Origin of the sequence: Microcoleus sp. CAWBG58, assembly GCF_020883045.1 — a bacterium.
Taxonomy (GTDB): domain Bacteria; phylum Cyanobacteriota; class Cyanobacteriia; order Cyanobacteriales; family Microcoleaceae; genus Microcoleus.
Genome location: NZ_JAHRFA010000052.1, coordinates 30,317 through 50,245, shown reverse-complemented (window position 1 = coordinate 50,245; position 19,929 = coordinate 30,317). Strand labels below are relative to the sequence as shown.

The window sequence follows — 19,929 nt, the reverse complement described above, 5'->3', positions numbered from 1 at the left end:
GTGCTAATTCTTGTACTGCTGCACGTCGCACATCCGAATTATAGTCGGTTAGAGCGTGTTCTTTGAGCCAAGGTAAGGTTTCCGGGTCATCTTTCCACCCCCGTGCGAATGCTTGTACTGCTGCTTGTCGCACATCCGAATTATAGTCGGTTAGAGCGCGTTCTTTGAGCCAAGGTAAGGTTTCCGGGTCATCTTTCCAAGTTGCTGCAATTGCTGCTACTGCTTGTCTGCGAATTTGATAAACTAGGTTGTCATATTCTACAGATGTATCAGCAGTGATATTTCCGTATTTAGTTAACTCTTTAACTTCAGCGCACAATTCACGAGCAATGCCATCAATAGTATTTCTATTCCTCACTTCATCCAAACACTTCGCAGCCAAAAACAGATTGCTAAATTTTTCCGCTTCCCCATTTTGAGTCATTAAATACTGAATAATTTCCCCTGTAAACATTTCATTAATCGAACCCGCAATCAACCGCAGCACTTCATGCCAAGATTCTTCTTGCCAGTGTTCGCCAAACACCTTATGTTTGAGATATGCCAGATCTATTTTGCGCTCTTTTTCAAATTGCCAGACAAAATCTGTAGCACAGAAATATTCCAAAAAAGTTCGATGCACAAAAGCATAATAATCTGCACCCAAAAAACACAAAATAAAGTTACGAGTCCGCAGTTGCTCTACAATCAACTTAGCTATCTTGGCAGAATCTTTGATTTTAATCAGTTGTAAATAATCCTCAATAATCTCTTGCAATCGTGGCGATGCAATTAAATTTCCAGCTAAACCCCTAGCATTACCTTGCATCTCCGCTGCAACTAGACGCAACATCGCTTGTTTATCTTTGAAATCAATCACCACATCAAAACGTTCATCATTGAGAGCCTTATCCACATCCCACTGTTGCAACAAAACTCGCGAACATTGATGGTACAATTCTGCTCTATCTCTCGGCAATTCTTGATAACGATTCAGAATCGCCATCATCGTCAACAGCAAAGGATTTCCCGCCAATTCTCGAATAGATTGAGATTCAACGATGGCTCGATGTAGCCTTTCTTGCTTTTGATCTCGGTCTTTTTGACTGCTAAAAACCAACTTATGCCATTGTTGGAGAAACTTGTCAATTTGCGAATCTGTCAAATCTTGCAGCATGAAATGCCGAAACTTGGCATCACGAAACTGCTGCGGCTTGTAACCAATGACGCGAGAAGTCACCAACACCCGCACGCGGGGATAGTGATTGGTAAAGTTAATAATCTGGCTGACAGCTTGCTCTCGTTGCTGCGGATCGAACACCTCATCTAACCCATCAAAAATCACCAAAGCATCGCCAGAAACTAGCCTGGGTTGCAACAATTGCCGCTGAATGTTGCAGATTGAATTGCTACCTTGATGGAAAAAATCCAGAAAATCAGTACACTGCTGAGAGTTGGAATCTTGCATATATTTCCGCAACTCAATCAGCAATGGAATCGGCTGCGAAGTCGAATCTGCGACTGGTTTTTCTGCCCATGCCAGGGCGAGATACTGAACTAAACTCGACTTTCCAGAACCTGGATCGCCTAAGATAACTAAGTATGGATAATTCTGTTCATCCTGAATTATTTCTAGTACAGAACGAGAAGCCGATTCAGCATAAACTCGTTTGTAGCGTTCCCAATTTTCGGGTAAAATAGCTTCAGGGTCTAGTTGATTGCTATCAATAAGTCGCTGTTGATAAGATTTGGGCAACTCATGAATTTGCGGCATCGCTTCGCCCACTTCTCGTACTTCTTGAGCCACAAAAACATTCCACAGTTGCAGTTGATAACTATAACCGGAAGTTTCAACTGTATCTAATCTGAGATAACCATAATTTTTTTTAATTTCATCACGATACCTGAGCACAATCAAATCAGCAGTTTCCTCAACTGCTACAACACCTTTTGAGGAAACGAGTAGAGTTGACAATACTGGCGATGCTTGCAAAAATGCTAGTGCTTTGCGGCGATACCGCTTGGTCAATTTTTCCCAGTCAAACTCATCGGGAAGTGGGAGTAAATCGAGAGTTTCCCAAGTCTGTGCTAACTGATGACTATCTGGGAATTGTTCAGTATTTTGAAAAGGTTTTCCCAATTCATCGAGTACCGCTGGCTGGCGAATAAATGTATCTAAAGAATCAGTATATTGAATGATGTTGGTTTCAGATTCATCTGCATCTTCCAACTCTTGCTGTACGAGGAGCAAAAACTGTGTCAGGTTAGCGATGGTGGCTTGAACCAGGATATCTCGACTTGGGTTAATCGAGATTTGATTGTCATTTGTGGAGAAAAGTTGAACAACGAAATTATCGAGATTTTCGCGCATCAGTTTTTCCAGCAGAGTCTTGTAGAGAAACCCGACTGTATTTGTAGAAAGTCCTGAGATTGCGAGCAAATCCATAATGGATGCCTAATTCGTTATGTCTTATTTTATCACAGTCCGACAGGGAATTCATTCCCTGTCTCATAGCGAAAGTCCTCTGAAGAGGGCTGAAGAGAATAATTCCCCTTTATCTCGTTCCTACGCAAACCCTAGGAATGCGAATCTAGAGGCTCTGCTTCGTGGTATTTTTCGATGATTTTCCTCGCATCATTGCGAGTTTCATCACTCACACCAGCCTGACTATCCACAACAGATTGTAACTTTTCAACCAACCGATTCTGCGTCTCTGGAATTTGGCGAAAATCCCTCATATCTTCACAACACTTAGCAGCCAGAAACAGATTACTAAAATTATTCAATGTTCCATCTTGTTCCAGCAAATACTCAATAATTTCTTGAGAAAACCTAACATTTAACTTGCTGACAATCAAACTCAAAACTTCATGCCAAGACGAATCATGCCAACGAATCCCAAAAACAGTTTCCTTAAGTTTTTCCAGACTAATATCTTGTTTTTCCTGAAAACCAACTACAAAATGCCAAGCACAGAAATATTCCAAAAAAGTCCGATGTACAAATCCATAAGTATCGCCACCCAGAAAACACAAAATAAAACTTCGTGCGGTTAAATCCTTACGCAATGCTGTAGCGACTAATTTAGATTCAGAAATTTTTTCACTTTCTAAATACTCGGTCAATCTTTCATCTAACACCTTTTGAGCAATCACTAAATTTGGTTTAGAATTGTTCGCAATGTCTTGCATTTTATGAGCGACAAAGCGCAGCATTTCTTGCTTTCTTTTATAGTCAAGATAATCTTTTACTAACGCAGGTAACGGACTACTATTTTGTAAATTTTTGCTGCCATCCCAGCGTTGTAGCAACAATTCAGAAGCGCGTTCGTATAAGGTGGCTCTATCTCTTGGCAGTTCCTCAAATCGGTTCAAAATCGTCATCATCGTTAATAGTAAAGGATTACCTGCTAATTCTTGAAACGCTGAGTATCTGTCAATGGAACCCAAAAGGCGATCGCATTTTCGATGACCTTCATCTGGTCGATCTTCAAAAGCTAATTTGTGCCATTGAGTAACAAAACTTGTAATTTGGTCTATATTTAAATCTTGCAACATAAATTCGTGAAAATCAGCACTTTGGAAACGGTGACGCTGCTGTTCGTAACCGACAATACGAGAAGTTACTAAAACTCTGACCTTCGGATAGTTAGTAGTAAAATTAATAATATCAATAACTACATTTTCCCGCGTCCGATCGTCTAAAACCTCATCCAAGCCATCAAACATTACAATACTTGAGCTATGTTTCAACCATTCATCTAATTCATGCTGATTGAGAGTACCGCCAAGCACTCCACTTCCTTGATGCAAGTAGTGTAAAAAGTTTTGTGATTTGTCCCGATTCTCAATATAGTTCCGCAATTCAATCAGTAGAGGCAATTCTTGTAAGGGTAAACTAATCACCGGAACCCTCGCCCATTCTAATGCTTTATACTGTGTTAAGGTAGACTTGCCAGATCCGGGGCGACCGAGAATGACAGTATATTTATAATTTTGTTCATCACCGTTGATCAAGTCTAATATTGTAATAGGTTGTACACTATTTGTATTTTCCTCAACATTTTGAGGTACAAATATATTCCATAGTTGCAAACTATAATTACAACCGCTGGTATCCAAACTATCCAACTTTAGTTTCCCGTAAGCATTCTTCAATCCCTCTTGATATCTAATGAAGTCAAAATTAGGTGAAATCGGCAAACTTTGTGCGAGGCTAGTTCTAATTCCTGCTAAGTTTTGCGAATCTAATAATTTTCGCAACTCATCCGATTCTCGGACAATAGCTGTTACTTTTTTTGTATAGCGCTTACCGACTTTTTGCCAGTTGAATTCATCGGGCAAATGCTGTAAGTTTAGGTCGTTCCATTTTTGTGCGAGCAATCCAATATCAAAGAAATCCCCATCGGTAGCGGAAGTGGTTCCTAGTGCTTTATTGAAAGGTTGACCCAAAGTTGCTAGTACTGATTTATCTTGCAGGAACTTTTCTAATGAATCTTGATATTGTAGAATTGGAACATTATCAATTTCTGCACCATCATCTTCTGCATCTTCTAGTTCTCCCTGTGCAATATATAAAAATTCTGTGATTCCTTTTCCGAAGGCAACTGTCAAGGGTTTTTCTTTAGCTAAACCGACTAAATCTTTAATTGAGGCTTTAAAAAAATCTTTTACATAATCTTCTAGTGCTGACTGGGCTAGTTTACCCACAACTTCTGAGAAAATAAACCCAGCGAAGTTTTGTACTCCCCACAATACTAACCACTCCATCGTCTGATTCTCCCGTGCCTGGTTGCTTACGCTCTCAGTATATAATGTTTAATGTAGAATATTCAAGGGTCGATCGCCCTTTCTAACCAAAACTTGGCAGTATATGCTGTAAGCCCGGTTTAATGTGCTACTCAGAAACCGGGGATTTCCATCGTTATGTTAAAACAACGAGCATTTACGCTTCAAAGCTTCTTGTAAAAGAGCATTATAATGCTTCTCCTTAACAGTATAAGCTCCGAATCTTTCGAGGTGAGGATTGTTCATTTGAGCGTCGAAAAGTAGATAAGATCGATCGCGCAATCTCTCCACCAACTTCACCATCGCCACCTTAGAACCCTCGGGAATCTGGTAAAACATCGATTCCCCAATAAATGCGCCACCTATAGACAATCCCAAAATACCGCCCGCCAATTCGTCGCCGCACCAAGTCTCGAAGCTGTACGCCCAACCAGCCTCATACAACCCCCAGTAAATCTGCTTGAGCTCCTTAGAAATCCATGTCGTTTCTCGATCGGCACAACCCTCAACTACCGCCCCAAAATCGCGGTTCACAGCCACCGAGAACCGATTTTGATTGATTTGGCGTCGCAGGGATTTCGGATAGGTAAATCTCTCATCCAGGGGTATCAGCGCCCGCTGGCGGCTCGAATACCACCCCAGACTCTCCTCCCCATCATTCGCCATCAAGAAGAAGCCTTGCGCGTATCCCTGTATAATTGACGGTATATCATATTGCATAAATTTATCAGTTGTCATTTGTCCGCTAACTTTTCAAAGTCAACATTAGCAATTACGAATAATCATGTCTGAAACCATCCAACCTATTACCTTGCCGCCGGCCCAAAACCCCGAGCAAGAAGGCCAATGGCTCCAAGAAACGCTGCTGGCATGGCTAGACTCCGAGTTTATCCCAGAAGCAGCCAACCAGCAAATAGCTAAAAGAGCAGCCCAAATCTACCTCCGCCAGCGCATGGAAGGCGAAAACGATTTGGGTAGCCTCGTAATTGCGATCGTCACCGAAATGCAGGCCTATGATTTTTCTAAAAGCTTTTACGGCGAATTTGCGATCGCCAATGCCGTCAGCGACTTATTACTCGAAAGTCTCGGTATCGATAAATGCTGCGGCCAATGAAGCAAGAAGGTTCCGCAACGGATGCAAGTAACGGATGTCTAAAGGAAGAAGTAGGAAGAAGCAAGAAGGACAAAGCAAGAAGGAAGTTTGAGCTGAAATCTGAAACAAAAATAAACCCCAAACATAATCTTGCAGATTATTTATAAGTTTTTTTCCTTCTTCTTTCTTCCTTTTTCCTTCTTCCTTCAGACTAATGACAACTCACAAATATTAACTGTCAACTGTCAACTGTCAACTGTCAACTGACTTCTACCAACTAGACTTCACAACACCGGGCAAAAGACCTTCGTGAGCCATTTCTCGCATCATGTTGCGAGACAGTCCGAAATCGCGGTAGTAACCTCTGGGGCGACCAGTAGCCCAGCAGCGGTTACGCAAGCGAGTCCGCGAACTGCCGCGGGGTAGCTGTTGCAGTTGGCGGTGAATCGCCATTTTGTCCATCTGGTTCGCTGCTTGGTCGAACTGCTCTTTCAGGTCTTCGCGCTTGTCAGCGTACTTGTCTACAAGTGCTTGGCGCTTTTTCTCGCGCTCGACCATGCTCTTTTTAGCCATAATCTGTTGATATCCTTAGATAAATCACAATCTACTATTTTACTATATTTTGGTGGTTTTAGATCATTTTTATTTTAATTACTTTTTTTGTTGACAAGATTTTTGCAACTGGCAAGATGGCTGTTCCACAATTATTTAAGCTTTTTTTGCAACTGGCAAGATGGCTGTTCCACAATTATTTAAGCTTTTTTTGCAACTGGCAAGATGACTATTTCACAATCATTTCTGTTATTTTGTGGGACAGGCATCTTGCCTATTCCTGAAACTGGTGGAAAATCTAACTATTAGCAGAAGGACATAAATCTGCAAGTTCACAAATATGGCAAATCGGCTTTCTCGCATTACAAACAGCCCGGCCGTGATACACCAACCGAATTGACCAATTTTCCCAATCCGGCTGCGGCAACAATAGCATCAAATCCCGCTCGATCCGAATTGGATCGGCGTGTTCAGTCAATCCCAATCGCTGACTCAAACGCTTGACGTGAGTGTCTACCGTCACGCCTTGATGAATATCAAAAGCGTGGGCGAGGACGACATTAGCGGTTTTGCGGGCAACTCCTGGCAATTCTAACAGCAGTTCCATTTGCTGCGGCACTTGATTGTTGAATTTGTTGACGATCGCCCAACAAGCAGCTTTAATATTTTTAGACTTATTCCGATAGAAACCAGTCGATCGCACCAGACGCTCCAATTCATCCAAATCAGCATTTGCCAAAGCCTCCGCATCCGGGAAACGCTCAAACAAAGCCGGCGTTACCAGATTTACGCGCTCATCCGTACACTGAGCCGCCAGAATCGTCGCCACCATCAACTGCACGGGAGTTTCGTAGTTGAGAGTGCAAGGGGCTTCTGGATACAGCCGTTTGAGGCGAATTAGAATTTCGAGCGATCTTTGTTTTAAACTTAACTTTTTGGTCATTGGTCATTGGTCATTAGTCATTAGTCATTAGTCAGAAGTCATTGGTCATCAGTTATTAGTTAACTGTCAACTGTCAATACTTCGGACAGTTTTAGAGCTAATTGAGTACATCAAACCTTTGATGGCTATAGGGATGAGTATTTTTTCAATCTTTAAGTAAGCGTCCTGAGTTTCAAAAAACCATTAAAAATGCCAGGGCTTACGCTGTAACGCTTACAGAGTCGTCAAAAAACTGTCCGAAGTATTGAACTGTCAACTGTCAACTGTCAACTGTCAACTGTCAACTGTCAATCCCCATGTCTCGGAGGCGAGCTTCTAAAGCTTGCGACCGCGATCGTTCTTGCTCCAGCAAAACTTCTGCCTGTTCGGCCCTTTGCCGTTCTTGTTCGGCTCTTTGCCGTTCTTGTTCGGCTCTTAATTCTGCTTGTTCTCGAAGTTGAGCGAGTTCCACAAAACTCACAAACGGTGTTCCATCAGGCCTGAATATTTGCAGTTCAGTTTCTGATAGTTGAAACCGCACTCCCATTCTTGGACTTACCCAACCGTTAACTTCTTCGATTGCTTCTAATCCTTGCTCTCGGCGCTCCCATATAGTTAAATCCACATTTGCTGGATTGTACAGATAATATTCTTCTACGCCGTACTGTTCGTAAAATCTCAGTTTTTGGAGCATCGGAGTCAGCCGATTTCCCGGCGACCAAATTTCAAACGCCACTTGCGGCACAATGTTCTCTTCATTCCATTGTTGGTATGAACCTCGATAACCTTTCGGTCTTCCGAAGACTACCATCGCATCTGGCGCTTGAGAAATCTTGTTATTTCCTTCTACTGGATACCACAGTAAGTTTCCCGCTACAAAAACATCAGCCCTGCTGGCAAATAACAGTTCTAAATTTTCTTTGATCCACACGATCAATCTAAACTGTTCGGTATTATCTGACATTGGTTCGCCGTTATCATCTGGATAGATAATCTTTGCTTTTTCGGGAGATTGCAGTTGTGTGACCATTGCTATTTCTCCAATTTTACGGGTTAATTTATATGAGTCAGCAGCCCTCGGCTATGTCATGACTAATGGCTGCTGACCAATCACTAATGACTACCGCAGATCGACTGTCAACTGCCAACGGAGAGGGCAGGCACGGGGGCACTGCCCCTACCACAGATCAACTGTCAACTGTCAACTACTGCTGGCGAAGAGTGCGGATCAAATCAAAGCCCGCCAAATTAGCAGTATCGCGAACTATCAAGAAAATTCCCAAACCCAACAACAGCACCAAACCAGTCTGCATCACATTTTCTTGAATGCGGTTCGGCAGAGGCTTGCCGCGCAGTCCTTCTATTAACAGAAAAGCTAGCTGACCGCCATCTAAAGCAGGCAAAGGCAAGATATTAATCACAGCCAAATTTATACTAATTAATACCGCAAACTGAAACAAATTTGCAGCATCCGATCGCGCAATTCCTGCACCAATGGCTACAATTGCCACAGGCCCGGACAACTTTTCAGCAGTCTGACTGAAATTGCTAAGTAACTGCCCGAAACCTTGAAACGTCAGCACTACAATTCGCTCAAACTCAGTTGCAGCCTTGCTAAACGCCTCTACAATTCCTGCCCGTTCCCGCACGACGGTACCGTTAGAAGTTAGCTGCACGCCAATCTTACCTTTACCGTCAGGTGATAATTCGGGAGTAACTGTCACCACAAATTTTTGTTCTTCGCGCTGAATTTCTAACGCCAAGGCTTGGTTGGGACGATCTTGGATGGCTGAGACTAGAGATTTGATTGCTTCGCGGTTAGCGCCCAATTCCTTGCCATCAACGGACAGAACAATGTCGCCCGATCGAATTCCCGCTTGTTTTGCCGCCGAACTAACTTCCGCAGCGACTTCCGGGACTTTAACTCCCGGTAGGTAGTTCATAGATGCAGCGCCAACGGTGGTTAATTGCACCACCAGCAGGAAGTAAGCAAAAATTAAGTTGGCAATTACTCCTGCACTAATCACGATCGCCCGATCGATCACAGGGCGGTTGCGTAGCAAATTCGGGTCATTGGGGGGAATAGTGCTGTCTGGATCGTCATCCGGGAAACCCACGAAACCTCCCAGGGGAAAGGCGCGGAGGGCGTACTCAGTTTCCGGGCCTTGGTACTTCCACAGGATGGGCCCGAAACCGATGGAGAAGCGGTTGACGTGAATGTGTTGAAGTCTCGCCGCCAGGAAGTGGCCGAGTTCGTGAACGACTATCAAGATACCTAAAACTGCGATCGCTGCCAAAACTGACATGAAGGATTCCACTAACACTTTTACTTGACTTTGATTTATTTTAATATCTTTTTAATGTAGGCGGCTTGGGATCGACAATTTTCAGTCAAACTGGAAGATGGCATTTTAAGCTAAAGTCCGGGCCCTCGCGCACCGGCCCGCGCGATCTGGCTTGTGTAGATTTTGGTCAAATGTGCGATATACACTAAGAAACTCAACATTAGTCCGTAGTCAGTTGTTAGTTGCTAGTTGTTGGTCTAATCACAAATAACCAATAACAAATAACCAATAACCAATAACAAATAACCAATTCCCAATAATGAAAGACACTTCTTTGAATATTATCGCTATTTCTATCTTCGCCATCACCGTTTCCATATTATTGGGCCCCCTATTCAACCTACCAGAGGCCGTACCTGCGATCGCCACCTTTTGCCTGTTGGGGCTAGCCACCCTCGACAGTTTCCAGTGGCAAGGTCAAGGCGGTACAATATTAGTAGATTTGCTGGGGGGAAGTTCTAAAGAAAAGCGCGATCGTATCCTCCACCACGAAGCCGGACACTTCCTCGTCGCCCACCTGTTAGGAATTCCCGTAACCAGCTACGCCCTCAACGCTCTTGAAGCATTCAAACAAGGTCAAACAGCCCAAGGCGGCGTTCGATTTGCAGACCAACAACTAGCATCTCAACTCGAAAACGGCACTCTTTCCGTCCAACTTTTAGACCAATACTGCACCGTGTGGATGGCCGGAATAGTCGCCGAAAAAGTTGTTTACGGTAACGCCATAGGAGGAGCAGAAGACCGTACAAAAATTAGCGCAATTTTAACACAACTACGCCGTCCCGTTTCCGAAATTCAACTCAAACAAAACTGGGGTTCGCTGCGAGCAAAAACCCTAATCGAAAGCCATCAATCCGCTTACGAAGCCCTAGTCGCAGCCATGGAAAAAAGAGCAACCGTCGCTGAATGCTGCGACATCATCCAACAAAATTTGTAGCACACAACTTGTGCACTCTGGCTTCTTCAACCCAGTTTATTTGTAGGTGTCTCACTCAAGCCCGGATTTTGCCTAGAAATCTGGTTTAATAGCATTAATTTTATCGCAATTAAAAAATCATGTCACAATCAAAACTTTTCGCAACCAAACTGCAAACAGCCAACCCCAATCAAGAAAAATTGCTGCGGCTGTTAGGTTTCCGCATCGACCCCGACACCGAAGTACCGAATCTGTATACTCTCATTGTCTGTGGAGAAGAAGAACCGCCTTTAGTAGCTGGCGGTCAACTTGTATTTTTTACCCGTCCACAACTAGCGATTAATGCTCTCAAACTGTGCGATATAGATGTCAGCGAACTGGGAACACCACCCACACAAATAGACGCTATCTGCGACATTGCAGAAACCCTGTACTTGCTCGATGCAGAAGATATTGACGAATCAGGGATTATGCTTAACTGTTTGAACGCGCTGTTAAATTTAGTAAAAGTCACATTAACACCCATGCCCACAAACTACAAACGCGTGCTTTATGCTTTTGCAGACCACCTGAATATTGATGAAGAGTTTGCGAGTTTTTTAGCTGAAGAGGACATCCAGCGTTCGGAGATGGTCAACGCTATTTTATGGTGTGTGGGAGCCATTACCGTCAAATCTAGATTGCTAACCTAGTAATTTTAGATTTGGAATTTTCAATTGAATAATTCACAACATTCAAACATTTCAACTTATTACTTTCAACCAGGTCATTCCTAGATGCCACTGTCACATTAAATAAAGGTACGTTGTTGCGCTTGGGCGCTCTTATATTTAAGCGCTCAAACGCAACAAGTGACCCCAAAAATAGTTCCATAAAAGTTCCAGTTGCGTCCAGGACTCAAGGATTGCTATAGGTGCATAAGTCCAATTATCAATTACCAATTACCAATTACAAATCACAAATCATTCAAATGTGCGATCGAATTGCTGTCGCTTGGTGCGGGCGGGTTTAGTTCGATTGTTGGTGGGAATTAAAGATTGTTGGTAAAACCTGCCTCTACTATTGAATTACCAATTACTAATTACCAATTACGAAATCTTCAGAAAAGTCCCGATCGCCCAAAAAAAACTTAGTATTACAGCTTAACGCGAGTTATACTCCTATTGGAAAGACTGCGATCGCCCAAAAATCCCGAAATCATCGCCCAAAAATCCCGAAACAAAAGTTTATGAGCAACACTTCCCCCCCTGAAAGGGCCGCCGACAACCCAGAAACCAAAAAACTCAGTTTCTCCACAAAATTAGCATACGGTGCGGGAGACCTTGGCCCCGCAATTACTGCGAATGTTCTGGTGTTTTTCCTGCTGTTTTTCTTTACCAACGTGGCGGGTTTGGCTGCGGGGACTGCTAGTAACATTTTGCTAATTGGCAAGGTTTGGGATGCGATAAATGACCCGATTGTGGGGGTTTTGAGCGATCGCACCTCTCACCCCTGGGGCCGCCGCTATCCTTGGATGGTTTACGGCGCAATTCCTTTCGGTATCTTCTTCTTTTTGCAGTGGATTGTTCCCAGCAAAGATCCTACGATATTGTTTTGGTACTATGTGGCGATCGGCATATTGTTTAACACCGCCTACACCGCCGTCAACCTACCCTACACCGCCCTCACCCCAGAATTAACCCAAGACTACAACGAACGCACTAGCCTTAACAGTTTCCGGTTTACTTTCTCGATCGGCGGCAGCATTTTGTCATTAATTATCGCGCAAATTATCTTTGCCTTAGTTAAAGATGACACCCAAAAATACTTAATATTAGGCGCCATCTGTACAGTAATTTCAGTATTGCCTTTGTATTGGTGCTTTTTCGGAACCCGAAAACACGTCCTCTCTCAATTGCAAGACAATCCCGCAGAAGACAATTCAACCTCTTTGCCGATAGGAGAACAGTTGCGGATTGCATTTAACAATCGCCCTTTTTTGTACGTAATTGGAATTTATCTCTGTTCTTGGCTGGGAGTGCAATTAACTGCTTCGATTTTGCCTTACTTTGTCATCAACTGGATGAATCTGCCGCCAGCAACTTTTACCCAAACTGCGATCGCCGTTCAAGGCACCGCACTCGCCATGTTATCTGTTTGGAGTCGAGTTAGCCAGCGCTATGGCAAAAAAGCTGTTTATTTTATGGGCATGAGTTTGTGGATTATCGCCCAAGCCGGACTGTTTTTCCTGCAACCCGGACAGGTAGTTCAAATGTACCTCTTAGCAGTTATGGCTGGTGTGGGAGTTTCTACTGCTTATCTTGTACCTTGGTCGATGATACCGGATGTGATTGAACTCGACGAACTCCAAACAGGCGAAAGACGCGAAGGCGTGTTCTATTCGTTTATGGTGTTGCTGCAAAAAATTGGTTTGGCGATCGGCTTGTGGTTGGTAGGCCAAGCATTAGAACAAGCTGGATTTCTCGCTACTGTTCAGGGACAGGCTGCACCTATACAGCCGGATTCTGCCCTGTTCGCGATTCGAGTTGCGATCGGGCCGCTGCCCACAATTGCTTTAATTTGCGGCATGATTCTTACATATTTCTATCCGATTACCCGCGAAGTTCACGCAGAGATTTTGTTGAAACTTCGAGAAAAGAAAGCACATAATCTGTAATATTCAATAGACTTTAATTGCATTTGTGCTCTCTCTAATCAGCGTTAATGAGCGGTTGTTGTATCAAGGGAATATTTATGCAATGCAAGTCTAATGAGTATCACAAAATAACACTTGTCAAAAGCTCATCCGGCTCAGATTCCAGAACAATTACCAGATTGCTTGCCAACTATTTGTATCCTCTTACCCGAAAGAATTGGTTGAAAGCCGGAACCCTTGTATGCAGAAAATAAAATCCGACTATTCATTAATCTAATCCTCTTCCTTCCTTTGTCAAGTGCTGCCCCAAGTCAACTGTCAACTGAATGAAAAACGTGTTATAAACCAATACGGTTAACTTAACGCTTTTTGACGAATTTCCGAGCGCTATTTTATAGGCAATACAGGCATTTTTTGCAAGTCAGATTGTTCTTAAGTAAACCGTATTGTGTTATAAACCTCTTTCATCGGTTAATCCCAAAAAACACCCCGTTGCGGGTTTCCGGCTAATATTGATATAGCTCTCATAGGATGGCGAATCATAGCGATGGTTTTAGCAAGAGTGGAAAAGCCCAGAAACCCCATGTTTCAGCGACAAAACATCACATCGCCCAGCGCCATCCGCCCGGTAGCAAAACCCAGAAGCCTTGAGTTTTTCCAAATGTCGATCGACTTTGTATTAACAAAATATTAATTTTTATGTCGTTTGCCCATTATATAGATCGGTGGGCGATATGATGTTATCGCAGTTTAATTATATAAACTTAAAAGGCGATCCAGATCTTAAAAAAGTTGACAATTAAAAGATAAAGACAGATTTTTGTCGGAAATTGATTGGATTAGTTGTCGTTCCACAAATCGGCCCAATGGTGTTAATTATATCTACGTATAAAATGCAAAACTTTTTAGCCGATCGGTTCGTGGGTAAGTTAACAGGTAGTGCTGCTATTGGTGGCGATCGCAAAAATGGCAGAGATGACAAGGCAATACCAGGGCGATCGGCCACCGAGGTGTGACGTAAAATTGTAAAATTGTAAAATTTTGGTAAAGTTGTGCGGAAGCTGCGAAGAAGCTCAGCGACATCCGAAAAAGTAGGTAGAGTCACCCATAAACCCTGAATACAAGCAGAACACAGCCACCAGAAATACAGTTGGAGACAACTCTCTATTCAGTTAGTAAAATAACTTTTGCAGTCGGTACAAGATATGAATTTAGTTATTTTTGTATATTATGTGAAAGTAGTGAGAACTATTGGCAGGAAACAGAACCAACCAACCCAGAATTTCGTGTGATATCCTGAAGTCAAGGGTGAAAGCATCAACCAGAAGGCTCGCAGAACCAAGCTGATTTTACCAAAACAATATGAAAGAGGTCAACATGGAAAAAGAACAGGACGCTCATATCGTACCAATTAGCAACCAGAGCAGACAGGTGCAGCAATTTCCCGTTGACGAGGGAGAAGAGTTAGGTGGCGCCCCCCAGAAAGCATTGAATCTAAAGCCCTTGTTCAGGACTTTTCAACGACAAGCCCTAGTCATCATTGCGATTGTAGCTCTAGCAGGCGGTGCTGTTTATTACAAGGTCAAGGGAGGCAAGAAAACATATCAAGGCGATTTTCGGATACTGGTGGAACCCGTGACAACGGAGGCAAGACTTACCGACGCATCTGCCCTCGCCAGTCGCGGTGAGGGGGGTGGAGCGCCTAGTCGAGAATTTTTTAGTTTGGACTATCCAACTCAGCTTCAAATTCTCCAGAGTCCTCAGATGTTGTCGGCTATTACCAAACAAGTCCAACAAAAATATCCAGAAATGACCGAGGAACTTCTTAAAAAAGGATTACTCGTGTTGCGAATGGGAGAAAATGAGTTGACGCAAACTAAAATTTTGGAAGTTCGTTTCCTGGGGCAAGATCCCAACTTAGTTCAGTTTGTTTTAGAAGAAACTAAAAAGAAATATTTAAAGTACAGCCTTGACGAACGCAAGACTCGCCTTGGTCAAGGTGTTAATTTTATTGAAGACCAGCTTCCGGCACTCAACAAGCGTGTAAATGACCTGAAGTCTGAGTTACAGATGATACAGCAGCAGCAAAAAATTACCGATCCTAAAGAACAAGGCGGGCAATTGATCGTGCAAGTTCGCGCTATGGAAACTTTAGAGTTAGAAACTCAAAGGTTGCTTCAGGAACAGAAAATGCTGTACGCTAATTTGCAAAAACAATTAGATTTTACACCAAATGAAGCTATTGCGGCTTCAGCTTTAAGTGAAGAACCTCAATATAAAGAGTTGCTGACCAAGGTTAAGGAAGTAGAAGGTCAGATTGCTGTAGAAACAGCTCGGTTTAAATCTGCTAACCCGATAGTGGAAGCTTTAGAGCGCAAGCGGGCAAATTTAGTAGCTTTGCTCAACAAGCAAACCGATCGCATTTTGGGGCAAAATTTGGTAGGCTCTCAAGCCAATTCTAAAGTTCAGAATTTTCAAAACTCGATTCGCATAGGCTTGATCAAACAATTGGTGGATACTGCGAACCAAGTTCAAGTCTTAGAAGCTCGCAGTCAGGCGATCGCCCAAAGTAAAGAAGAGTTGACCCGAAAATTAAGAGATTTTCCGATTGTAGCTCGTCGCTACAACGAGCTGCAACAGCAATTAGACATAGCCTCCACCAGCCGCCAGCAACTTTTAACTCAGCGGGAAACTCTGCGCGTCCAAGCAGCCCAAAGCCAAATACCTTGGGAAATTATTTCTCAACCCCAGATACCAAAAGATCTCAAATCAAACAAATTCATTCCAGTTGCCTCGAAAAGTACAAACAACTTTGTGATGGGAATTTTTGGAGGACTCGTGTTAGGTCTGGGAGCGGCTATTCTTATTGAAAAAATCCGCAACATTTTCTACTGTGCTGATGACATTAAAGATGCGTTTGATGCGCCTTTATTGGGAGTAATTCCTCGTGACAAAAATGCTAAAAAATTTCCGCCTTCTATTGCTAATGCCTATGCTTATCTTGAAGGCAAACAGGGGAATCATAAAAATGCTTCGGAATTTATAGAAGCTTTTGACTCTCTTTATACTAATATCCGCTTTCTTTCTTCAAATCGAACGATTAGCTCTTTGGTAGTTGGTTCGGCTACAGTTGGCGAAGGCAAATCTACCGTTGCTTTAAACCTAGCCCACGTGGCAGCGCTGGCGGGTCAGCGAGTGCTGTTGGTAGACGCGAACTTGCATTCGCCCAGCCTGCACAGGCTGTTGGAACTGCCTAATGTCAATGGATTGAGCAACTTGCTAGAAAATAAAAATGAACCGGATGAAATTATCCAGCGATCGCACCTAGCAGATAATCTGTTTGTATTAACAGCCGGTATTCCTGTCCCCGGTACTGCCAGACGGCTTGCCTCATCTCAAATGCAGTATTTAATGGAAGAACTGCACGCCACATTTGACCTAGTTATCTACGATACCCCACCGCTGGTTGACAGTAAAGATGCGAATTTTTTAGCGGCGCGCACAGATGGAATACTCATGGTTGTATCAGTTCGCCAGGTGAAGTCTTCTGTAGTCAAAACTGTTTTCAGTCAATTAGAAAATTTTGGCATACCCTGCTTGGGCACCGTGGCTAATAATCCTACCAAAGGCAAGAAGTATCAAATATCTAAAGCATCATCACTCGTGGAAGATAAACATGAATATTTGAATTTGACACCAGTACCGTCAGGCATCCACAAACTAGCTCCCAAAAAAGAATGAGATTCTGTTGACAGTTGACAGTTGACAGTTGACAGTTGACAGTTGTAGGGGCAGTGGATGGTGCGTGCCTGCCCTCTTAGTTGACAGTTGACCGTTGACAGTTGACCGTTGACCGTTGACCGTTGACCGTTGACCGTTGACCGTTGGTATAAGAGTAAAAAAGATGACCCACCCCAAAATTTTAGACTCCTGTTCAAGTTCCCAGATTCAATGCTGCAAGTCAATCTCAGATATAAAATCGGCTGGTAGCGAACTAATTCGCATCTGGCTTGGTGGGAAATGTGACAGTAAAATTAGTCCAGCCCTTGCTGCTTTCAACCTCAATTTTTCCCTGTAACTGTTCCACAAGTTTTTGAACCAAAGCTAAACCCAAACCTGTACCTCCTTGTTTCCAGGGATCGGCATTGGGAACTCGATAAAATTTATCGAAAATTCGAGGCAATTCTTCGATCGCAATGGAAGATTGATTGCTGAATGTAAATTGAATTTCCGAAGCCCTAACACTTGCTTGTGCGGAATTTTCCGCGCTTTCTGCTTTTTCCCCGTCTCCCTTTTTGCACTCAACTTTTAAAGAGATTTCGCCCTCATTGGCAGTATACTTGCAGGCATTGTTGAGGAGTTCTGCTAAAATTCGTCCCAAACTAGCGCGGTTGGAACTGATCGTGGGGAGGTGGCGATCGAACTCTACTCGCAAATGCTGGTGGCGGTTCTGGGCTCGGGTGTAAAACGGGTCGATAATCGTAGGCAGCCACACATCTAAGTTTACTGGTTCGAGGTCGATCGGACAAGTTGCTGCTTCGAGCCTCTGCAAATCGAGCAAAGCATTAATTAAATCGGTTTCCCTAGTACATTCTGTTTCTAAAATTTCTAAATAAATCTGGCGTCGGTCTGGTGTGGGAGAAATTCTCAGCATATGAATAGCCATTTTCATATTAGATAAAGGCGTCCGCAATTCGTGAGAAACCGTGCTGAGAAATTCATCTTTTAGAACGTTTAAATGCTGGAGTTCCTGCACTTTTTGTTGCAATTGGGTGGTGCGTTCTTGGACTTGGCGTTCGAGGTCGGCATTGAGATTTTGTACTTGCTGGTAGAGTTGGGCTTGCTGAATGGCGATCGCGATTTGAGTTGCCAGTTGCAGCAGCAAATCCAATTCCGAAGCCTGCCACTTCCGGGATTTGGAACACTGATGAACGCACATCATCCCCCACAAATTGCCGTCTTGCAAAATTGGTACAATTAAATAAGCTTTGATTTGCGCTTGCTGCAACCGCGCACAATTTTCGGCACTCAAACTAGCTTTGTCGATGTCTGGGACGGCATAGATCTCCTGTTCGATCGCAAACGCAGCTTCCTGCCAAATATTGTCTGGCATGATTTCTCCCAAGATAGAAGACCACTTGGGGGCAACGGATTCTGCCACAAAAATGCCAAAATTGCTCGACTCCCAACGCACGATCGCTACTCTGTCGGCTTGCAAAACTTGCCGGACTTCATCGACGCTGGCATTGAGAATTTCTTCGAGGTTTAAGGATTGGTGAATCCGGAAGGAAATTTGAGTTAACAGCCGATCGCGCTGCACCTGTTCGTGGAGTTTGGCAGTCCGTTCGCGCACCTGCTGTTCCAATTTAGCATTGCGGCTTTGCAGCAGTTCCAATTTTTCCGATTGCAGTTGATAAACCGACTGCTGCAACTGTTTGACAACTCGGTACATTTCGGTCGGATCGAGAACTCTGAGCAAGCTGGTTTGAGTAATAATTCCCAGCAGTTCTCCGCGCCCGCCGCACACTACCAACCGCTGCACTTGTTGCTGCTGCATTTGTTTGTGTGCCGTCCACAGGGAATCGGAAGGTTCCAGAAATTGCAGGGGAGTTCTCATGACTTTTTGAGCTGGGGTTTTCTCGAAATTTAGTTCGAGATACTGTGCCTGCACGATGTCGTATTCGGTAACAATTCCCAAAGGTTGGTGAAAGGAATAGTGAAAAACGGAGGTAGAGTCCTCTTTAGGCTTCTCCATTGTTAATTCTTTGTTTTTGGTAATGACTACGCAACTGACTTGATGCTCTGACATCAGTTCGCTTACGCTCAGCAGCGAGGCGGTGTGGGGTGCTGTAATTGGCGTAGTCATCAATTCTGCTACTCGCCGCAATTTGAGAATGTTGGAAGGTTGCAATACTTGACGAATTCTTTCCCGCGTCAGCACTCCTACCAAGTGCCGGAATTGATTGACAATCGGCAAATAGCGAATTCGGTGCTGGCGAAATAACGATAAAGCGGTAAACACGTCTTGATCGTCTGATTCTGTGAGGGAAACCGACACCGGGGACATGACTTCGGCAATTGGTATTTTGTGCAGGGCTACTTTTTGCAGGCTGTTTATTTTGCCAGAAGCAATCAGCCTCACCAAGTCGGCGGGGGTTAATATGCCGATTAACAGCCCGCGACTGGGGTTTTCGGATAAGTTGCCTGTGGTGATAGTCTGCTGGTTCTGCACGACGAGGACGCAGCGGGCCCGCACCTTGTCCGGCGGTGATGATTCGCTCATCGCCCCCTTGTCTGAGGGTAAAGGCCCTTTGACTAGGGGACAACTGTTTTGCAACTGACTCATCAGGGCGATCGCCACTGCTAAGGAAGTTTCTGGCCCGGCAGTTAGGGGGTAGCGGTCGATCGCTTGTTCTAAGGCTGAGGAGTAAAAGGGCGGGTGATAAAAGGGCATAGTTAATTGCAGGTGATCGGAGGAAGGGTAATACCATTTTCGATTTTCAAATTTTGATTGTCGATTGGTAATCGCTTAGTGCATAAGGGTTTGGAGCTTCCCTACAGTTTCATTATTTTGTTAAAACGGTATCAACGAGCAGGCTTTGCCTTAGGGAACGGCCCAAACATCTCGCCTGTGCTTGAATTGTAAATAATAGACTTTCTAATTAATTATTTTCATGCAATCTGAGCTTTAGATTAATA

16 protein-coding genes are annotated in these 19,929 nt (G+C 43.7%); 7 read left to right on the top strand and 9 right to left on the bottom strand.

Annotation, left to right across the window (positions count from 1 at the left end; translation table 11 throughout):
* The 3 genes from QZ918_RS21475 to aat all read right to left on the bottom strand — a co-directional run.
* A partial coding sequence (locus QZ918_RS21475; RefSeq protein WP_293338238.1) for an NACHT domain-containing protein occupies window positions 1-2,425 on the bottom strand: 2,425 nt, incomplete at its 3' end.
* Between the two features lie 131 nt (window positions 2,426-2,556).
* A complete protein-coding gene (locus tag QZ918_RS21470; RefSeq protein WP_293338236.1) occupies window positions 2,557-4,749 on the bottom strand; it encodes an NACHT domain-containing protein in 2,193 nt (730 codons plus the stop codon).
* 159 nt (window positions 4,750-4,908) lie between these two features.
* A complete protein-coding gene (gene aat, locus QZ918_RS21465; protein ID WP_293338234.1) occupies window positions 4,909-5,487 on the bottom strand; it encodes a leucyl/phenylalanyl-tRNA--protein transferase in 579 nt (192 codons plus the stop codon).
* Between the two features lie 64 nt (window positions 5,488-5,551).
* Between aat and QZ918_RS21460 the strand changes: the two genes are divergently transcribed.
* The gene (locus QZ918_RS21460; RefSeq protein ID WP_293142731.1) at window positions 5,552-5,881 is read left to right on the top strand and encodes a DUF8822 family protein; all 330 of its coding nucleotides are present in this window, start codon (window positions 5,552-5,554) and stop codon (window positions 5,879-5,881) included.
* Window positions 5,882-6,130: 249 nt separating this feature from the next.
* On the opposite strand, the gene rpsN is transcribed toward QZ918_RS21460, so the two are convergent.
* The 4 genes from rpsN to rseP form a co-directional block, all read right to left on the bottom strand.
* Window positions 6,131-6,433, bottom strand: coding sequence for a 30S ribosomal protein S14 (rpsN, locus tag QZ918_RS21455; protein ID WP_293338232.1), 303 nt, complete (start codon window positions 6,431-6,433; stop codon window positions 6,131-6,133).
* 277 nt (window positions 6,434-6,710) lie between these two features.
* On the bottom strand, window positions 6,711-7,355 hold the full coding sequence (gene nth / locus QZ918_RS21450; protein ID WP_293142740.1) for an endonuclease III: 645 nt from the start codon (window positions 7,353-7,355) through the stop codon (window positions 6,711-6,713).
* 280 nt (window positions 7,356-7,635) lie between these two features.
* Window positions 7,636-8,364, bottom strand: coding sequence for a Uma2 family endonuclease (locus tag QZ918_RS21445; protein WP_293338230.1), 729 nt, complete (start codon window positions 8,362-8,364; stop codon window positions 7,636-7,638).
* A gap of 175 nt (window positions 8,365-8,539) precedes the next feature.
* Window positions 8,540-9,640 carry an RIP metalloprotease RseP gene (rseP, locus tag QZ918_RS21440; protein WP_293338228.1) on the bottom strand — a complete coding sequence of 367 codons (1,101 nt, stop codon included), beginning with the start codon at window positions 9,638-9,640 and terminating at the stop codon, window positions 8,540-8,542.
* Between the two features lie 298 nt (window positions 9,641-9,938).
* Here rseP and QZ918_RS21435 point away from each other — a divergent pair, with 298 nt between their 5' ends.
* The 6 genes from QZ918_RS21435 (at window position 9,939) to QZ918_RS21410 (ending at window position 16,971) form a co-directional block, all read left to right on the top strand.
* A complete protein-coding gene (locus tag QZ918_RS21435; protein WP_293142749.1) occupies window positions 9,939-10,616 on the top strand; it encodes an ATP-dependent Zn protease in 678 nt (225 codons plus the stop codon).
* A 119-nt stretch (window positions 10,617-10,735) separates the two neighbouring features.
* Window positions 10,736-11,287 (top strand): hypothetical protein, encoded by a 552-nt coding sequence (locus QZ918_RS21430; RefSeq protein WP_293142754.1) that lies wholly within the window; start codon window positions 10,736-10,738, stop codon window positions 11,285-11,287.
* Between the two features lie 536 nt (window positions 11,288-11,823).
* Window positions 11,824-13,251 (top strand): MFS transporter, encoded by a 1,428-nt coding sequence (locus QZ918_RS21425; RefSeq protein WP_293338226.1) that lies wholly within the window; start codon window positions 11,824-11,826, stop codon window positions 13,249-13,251.
* A 526-nt stretch (window positions 13,252-13,777) separates the two neighbouring features.
* Window positions 13,778-13,924, top strand: a complete 147-nt coding sequence (locus tag QZ918_RS21420) for a hypothetical protein (RefSeq protein ID WP_293142758.1) — start codon at window positions 13,778-13,780, stop codon at window positions 13,922-13,924.
* A 199-nt stretch (window positions 13,925-14,123) separates the two neighbouring features.
* Window positions 14,124-14,246 carry a hypothetical protein gene (locus QZ918_RS21415; protein ID WP_293338224.1) on the top strand — a complete coding sequence of 41 codons (123 nt, stop codon included), beginning with the start codon at window positions 14,124-14,126 and terminating at the stop codon, window positions 14,244-14,246.
* 346 nt (window positions 14,247-14,592) lie between these two features.
* A complete protein-coding gene (locus tag QZ918_RS21410) occupies window positions 14,593-16,971 on the top strand; it encodes a GumC family protein (protein WP_293338222.1) in 2,379 nt (792 codons plus the stop codon).
* Here QZ918_RS21410 and QZ918_RS21405 read toward each other — a convergent pair.
* Together QZ918_RS21405 and QZ918_RS21400 are read right to left on the bottom strand one after the other, a co-directional pair.
* The gene (locus QZ918_RS21405) at window positions 16,951-17,148 is read right to left on the bottom strand and encodes a hypothetical protein (RefSeq protein WP_293338220.1); all 198 of its coding nucleotides are present in this window, start codon (window positions 17,146-17,148) and stop codon (window positions 16,951-16,953) included. The genes QZ918_RS21410 and QZ918_RS21405 overlap by 21 nt on opposite strands.
* 76 nt (window positions 17,149-17,224) lie before the next feature.
* A complete protein-coding gene (locus QZ918_RS21400; RefSeq protein WP_293338218.1) occupies window positions 17,225-19,684 on the bottom strand; it encodes a CBS domain-containing protein in 2,460 nt (819 codons plus the stop codon).
* Between the last annotated feature and the right edge of the window lie 245 nt (window positions 19,685-19,929).

Coding starts and splice junctions, on each gene's coding strand:
- QZ918_RS21400 (WP_293338218.1), bottom strand. CDS start 19,684: ATGCCCTTTTATCACCCGCCCTTTTACTCCTCAGCCTTAGAACAAGCG.
- QZ918_RS21470 (WP_293338236.1), bottom strand. CDS start 4,749: ATGGAGTGGTTAGTATTGTGGGGAGTACAAAACTTCGCTGGGTTTATT.
- QZ918_RS21420 (WP_293142758.1), top strand. CDS start 13,778: ATGGTTTTAGCAAGAGTGGAAAAGCCCAGAAACCCCATGTTTCAGCGA.
- QZ918_RS21435 (WP_293142749.1), top strand. CDS start 9,939: ATGAAAGACACTTCTTTGAATATTATCGCTATTTCTATCTTCGCCATC.
- QZ918_RS21460 (WP_293142731.1), top strand. CDS start 5,552: ATGTCTGAAACCATCCAACCTATTACCTTGCCGCCGGCCCAAAACCCC.
- rpsN (WP_293338232.1), bottom strand. CDS start 6,433: ATGGCTAAAAAGAGCATGGTCGAGCGCGAGAAAAAGCGCCAAGCACTT.
- aat (WP_293338234.1), bottom strand. CDS start 5,487: ATGCAATATGATATACCGTCAATTATACAGGGATACGCGCAAGGCTTC.
- QZ918_RS21410 (WP_293338222.1), top strand. CDS start 14,593: ATGAAAGAGGTCAACATGGAAAAAGAACAGGACGCTCATATCGTACCA.
- QZ918_RS21445 (WP_293338230.1), bottom strand. CDS start 8,364: ATGGTCACACAACTGCAATCTCCCGAAAAAGCAAAGATTATCTATCCA.
- QZ918_RS21425 (WP_293338226.1), top strand. CDS start 11,824: ATGAGCAACACTTCCCCCCCTGAAAGGGCCGCCGACAACCCAGAAACC.
- QZ918_RS21430 (WP_293142754.1), top strand. CDS start 10,736: ATGTCACAATCAAAACTTTTCGCAACCAAACTGCAAACAGCCAACCCC.
- QZ918_RS21415 (WP_293338224.1), top strand. CDS start 14,124: ATGCAAAACTTTTTAGCCGATCGGTTCGTGGGTAAGTTAACAGGTAGT.
- rseP (WP_293338228.1), bottom strand. CDS start 9,640: ATGTCAGTTTTGGCAGCGATCGCAGTTTTAGGTATCTTGATAGTCGTT.
- nth (WP_293142740.1), bottom strand. CDS start 7,355: ATGACCAAAAAGTTAAGTTTAAAACAAAGATCGCTCGAAATTCTAATT.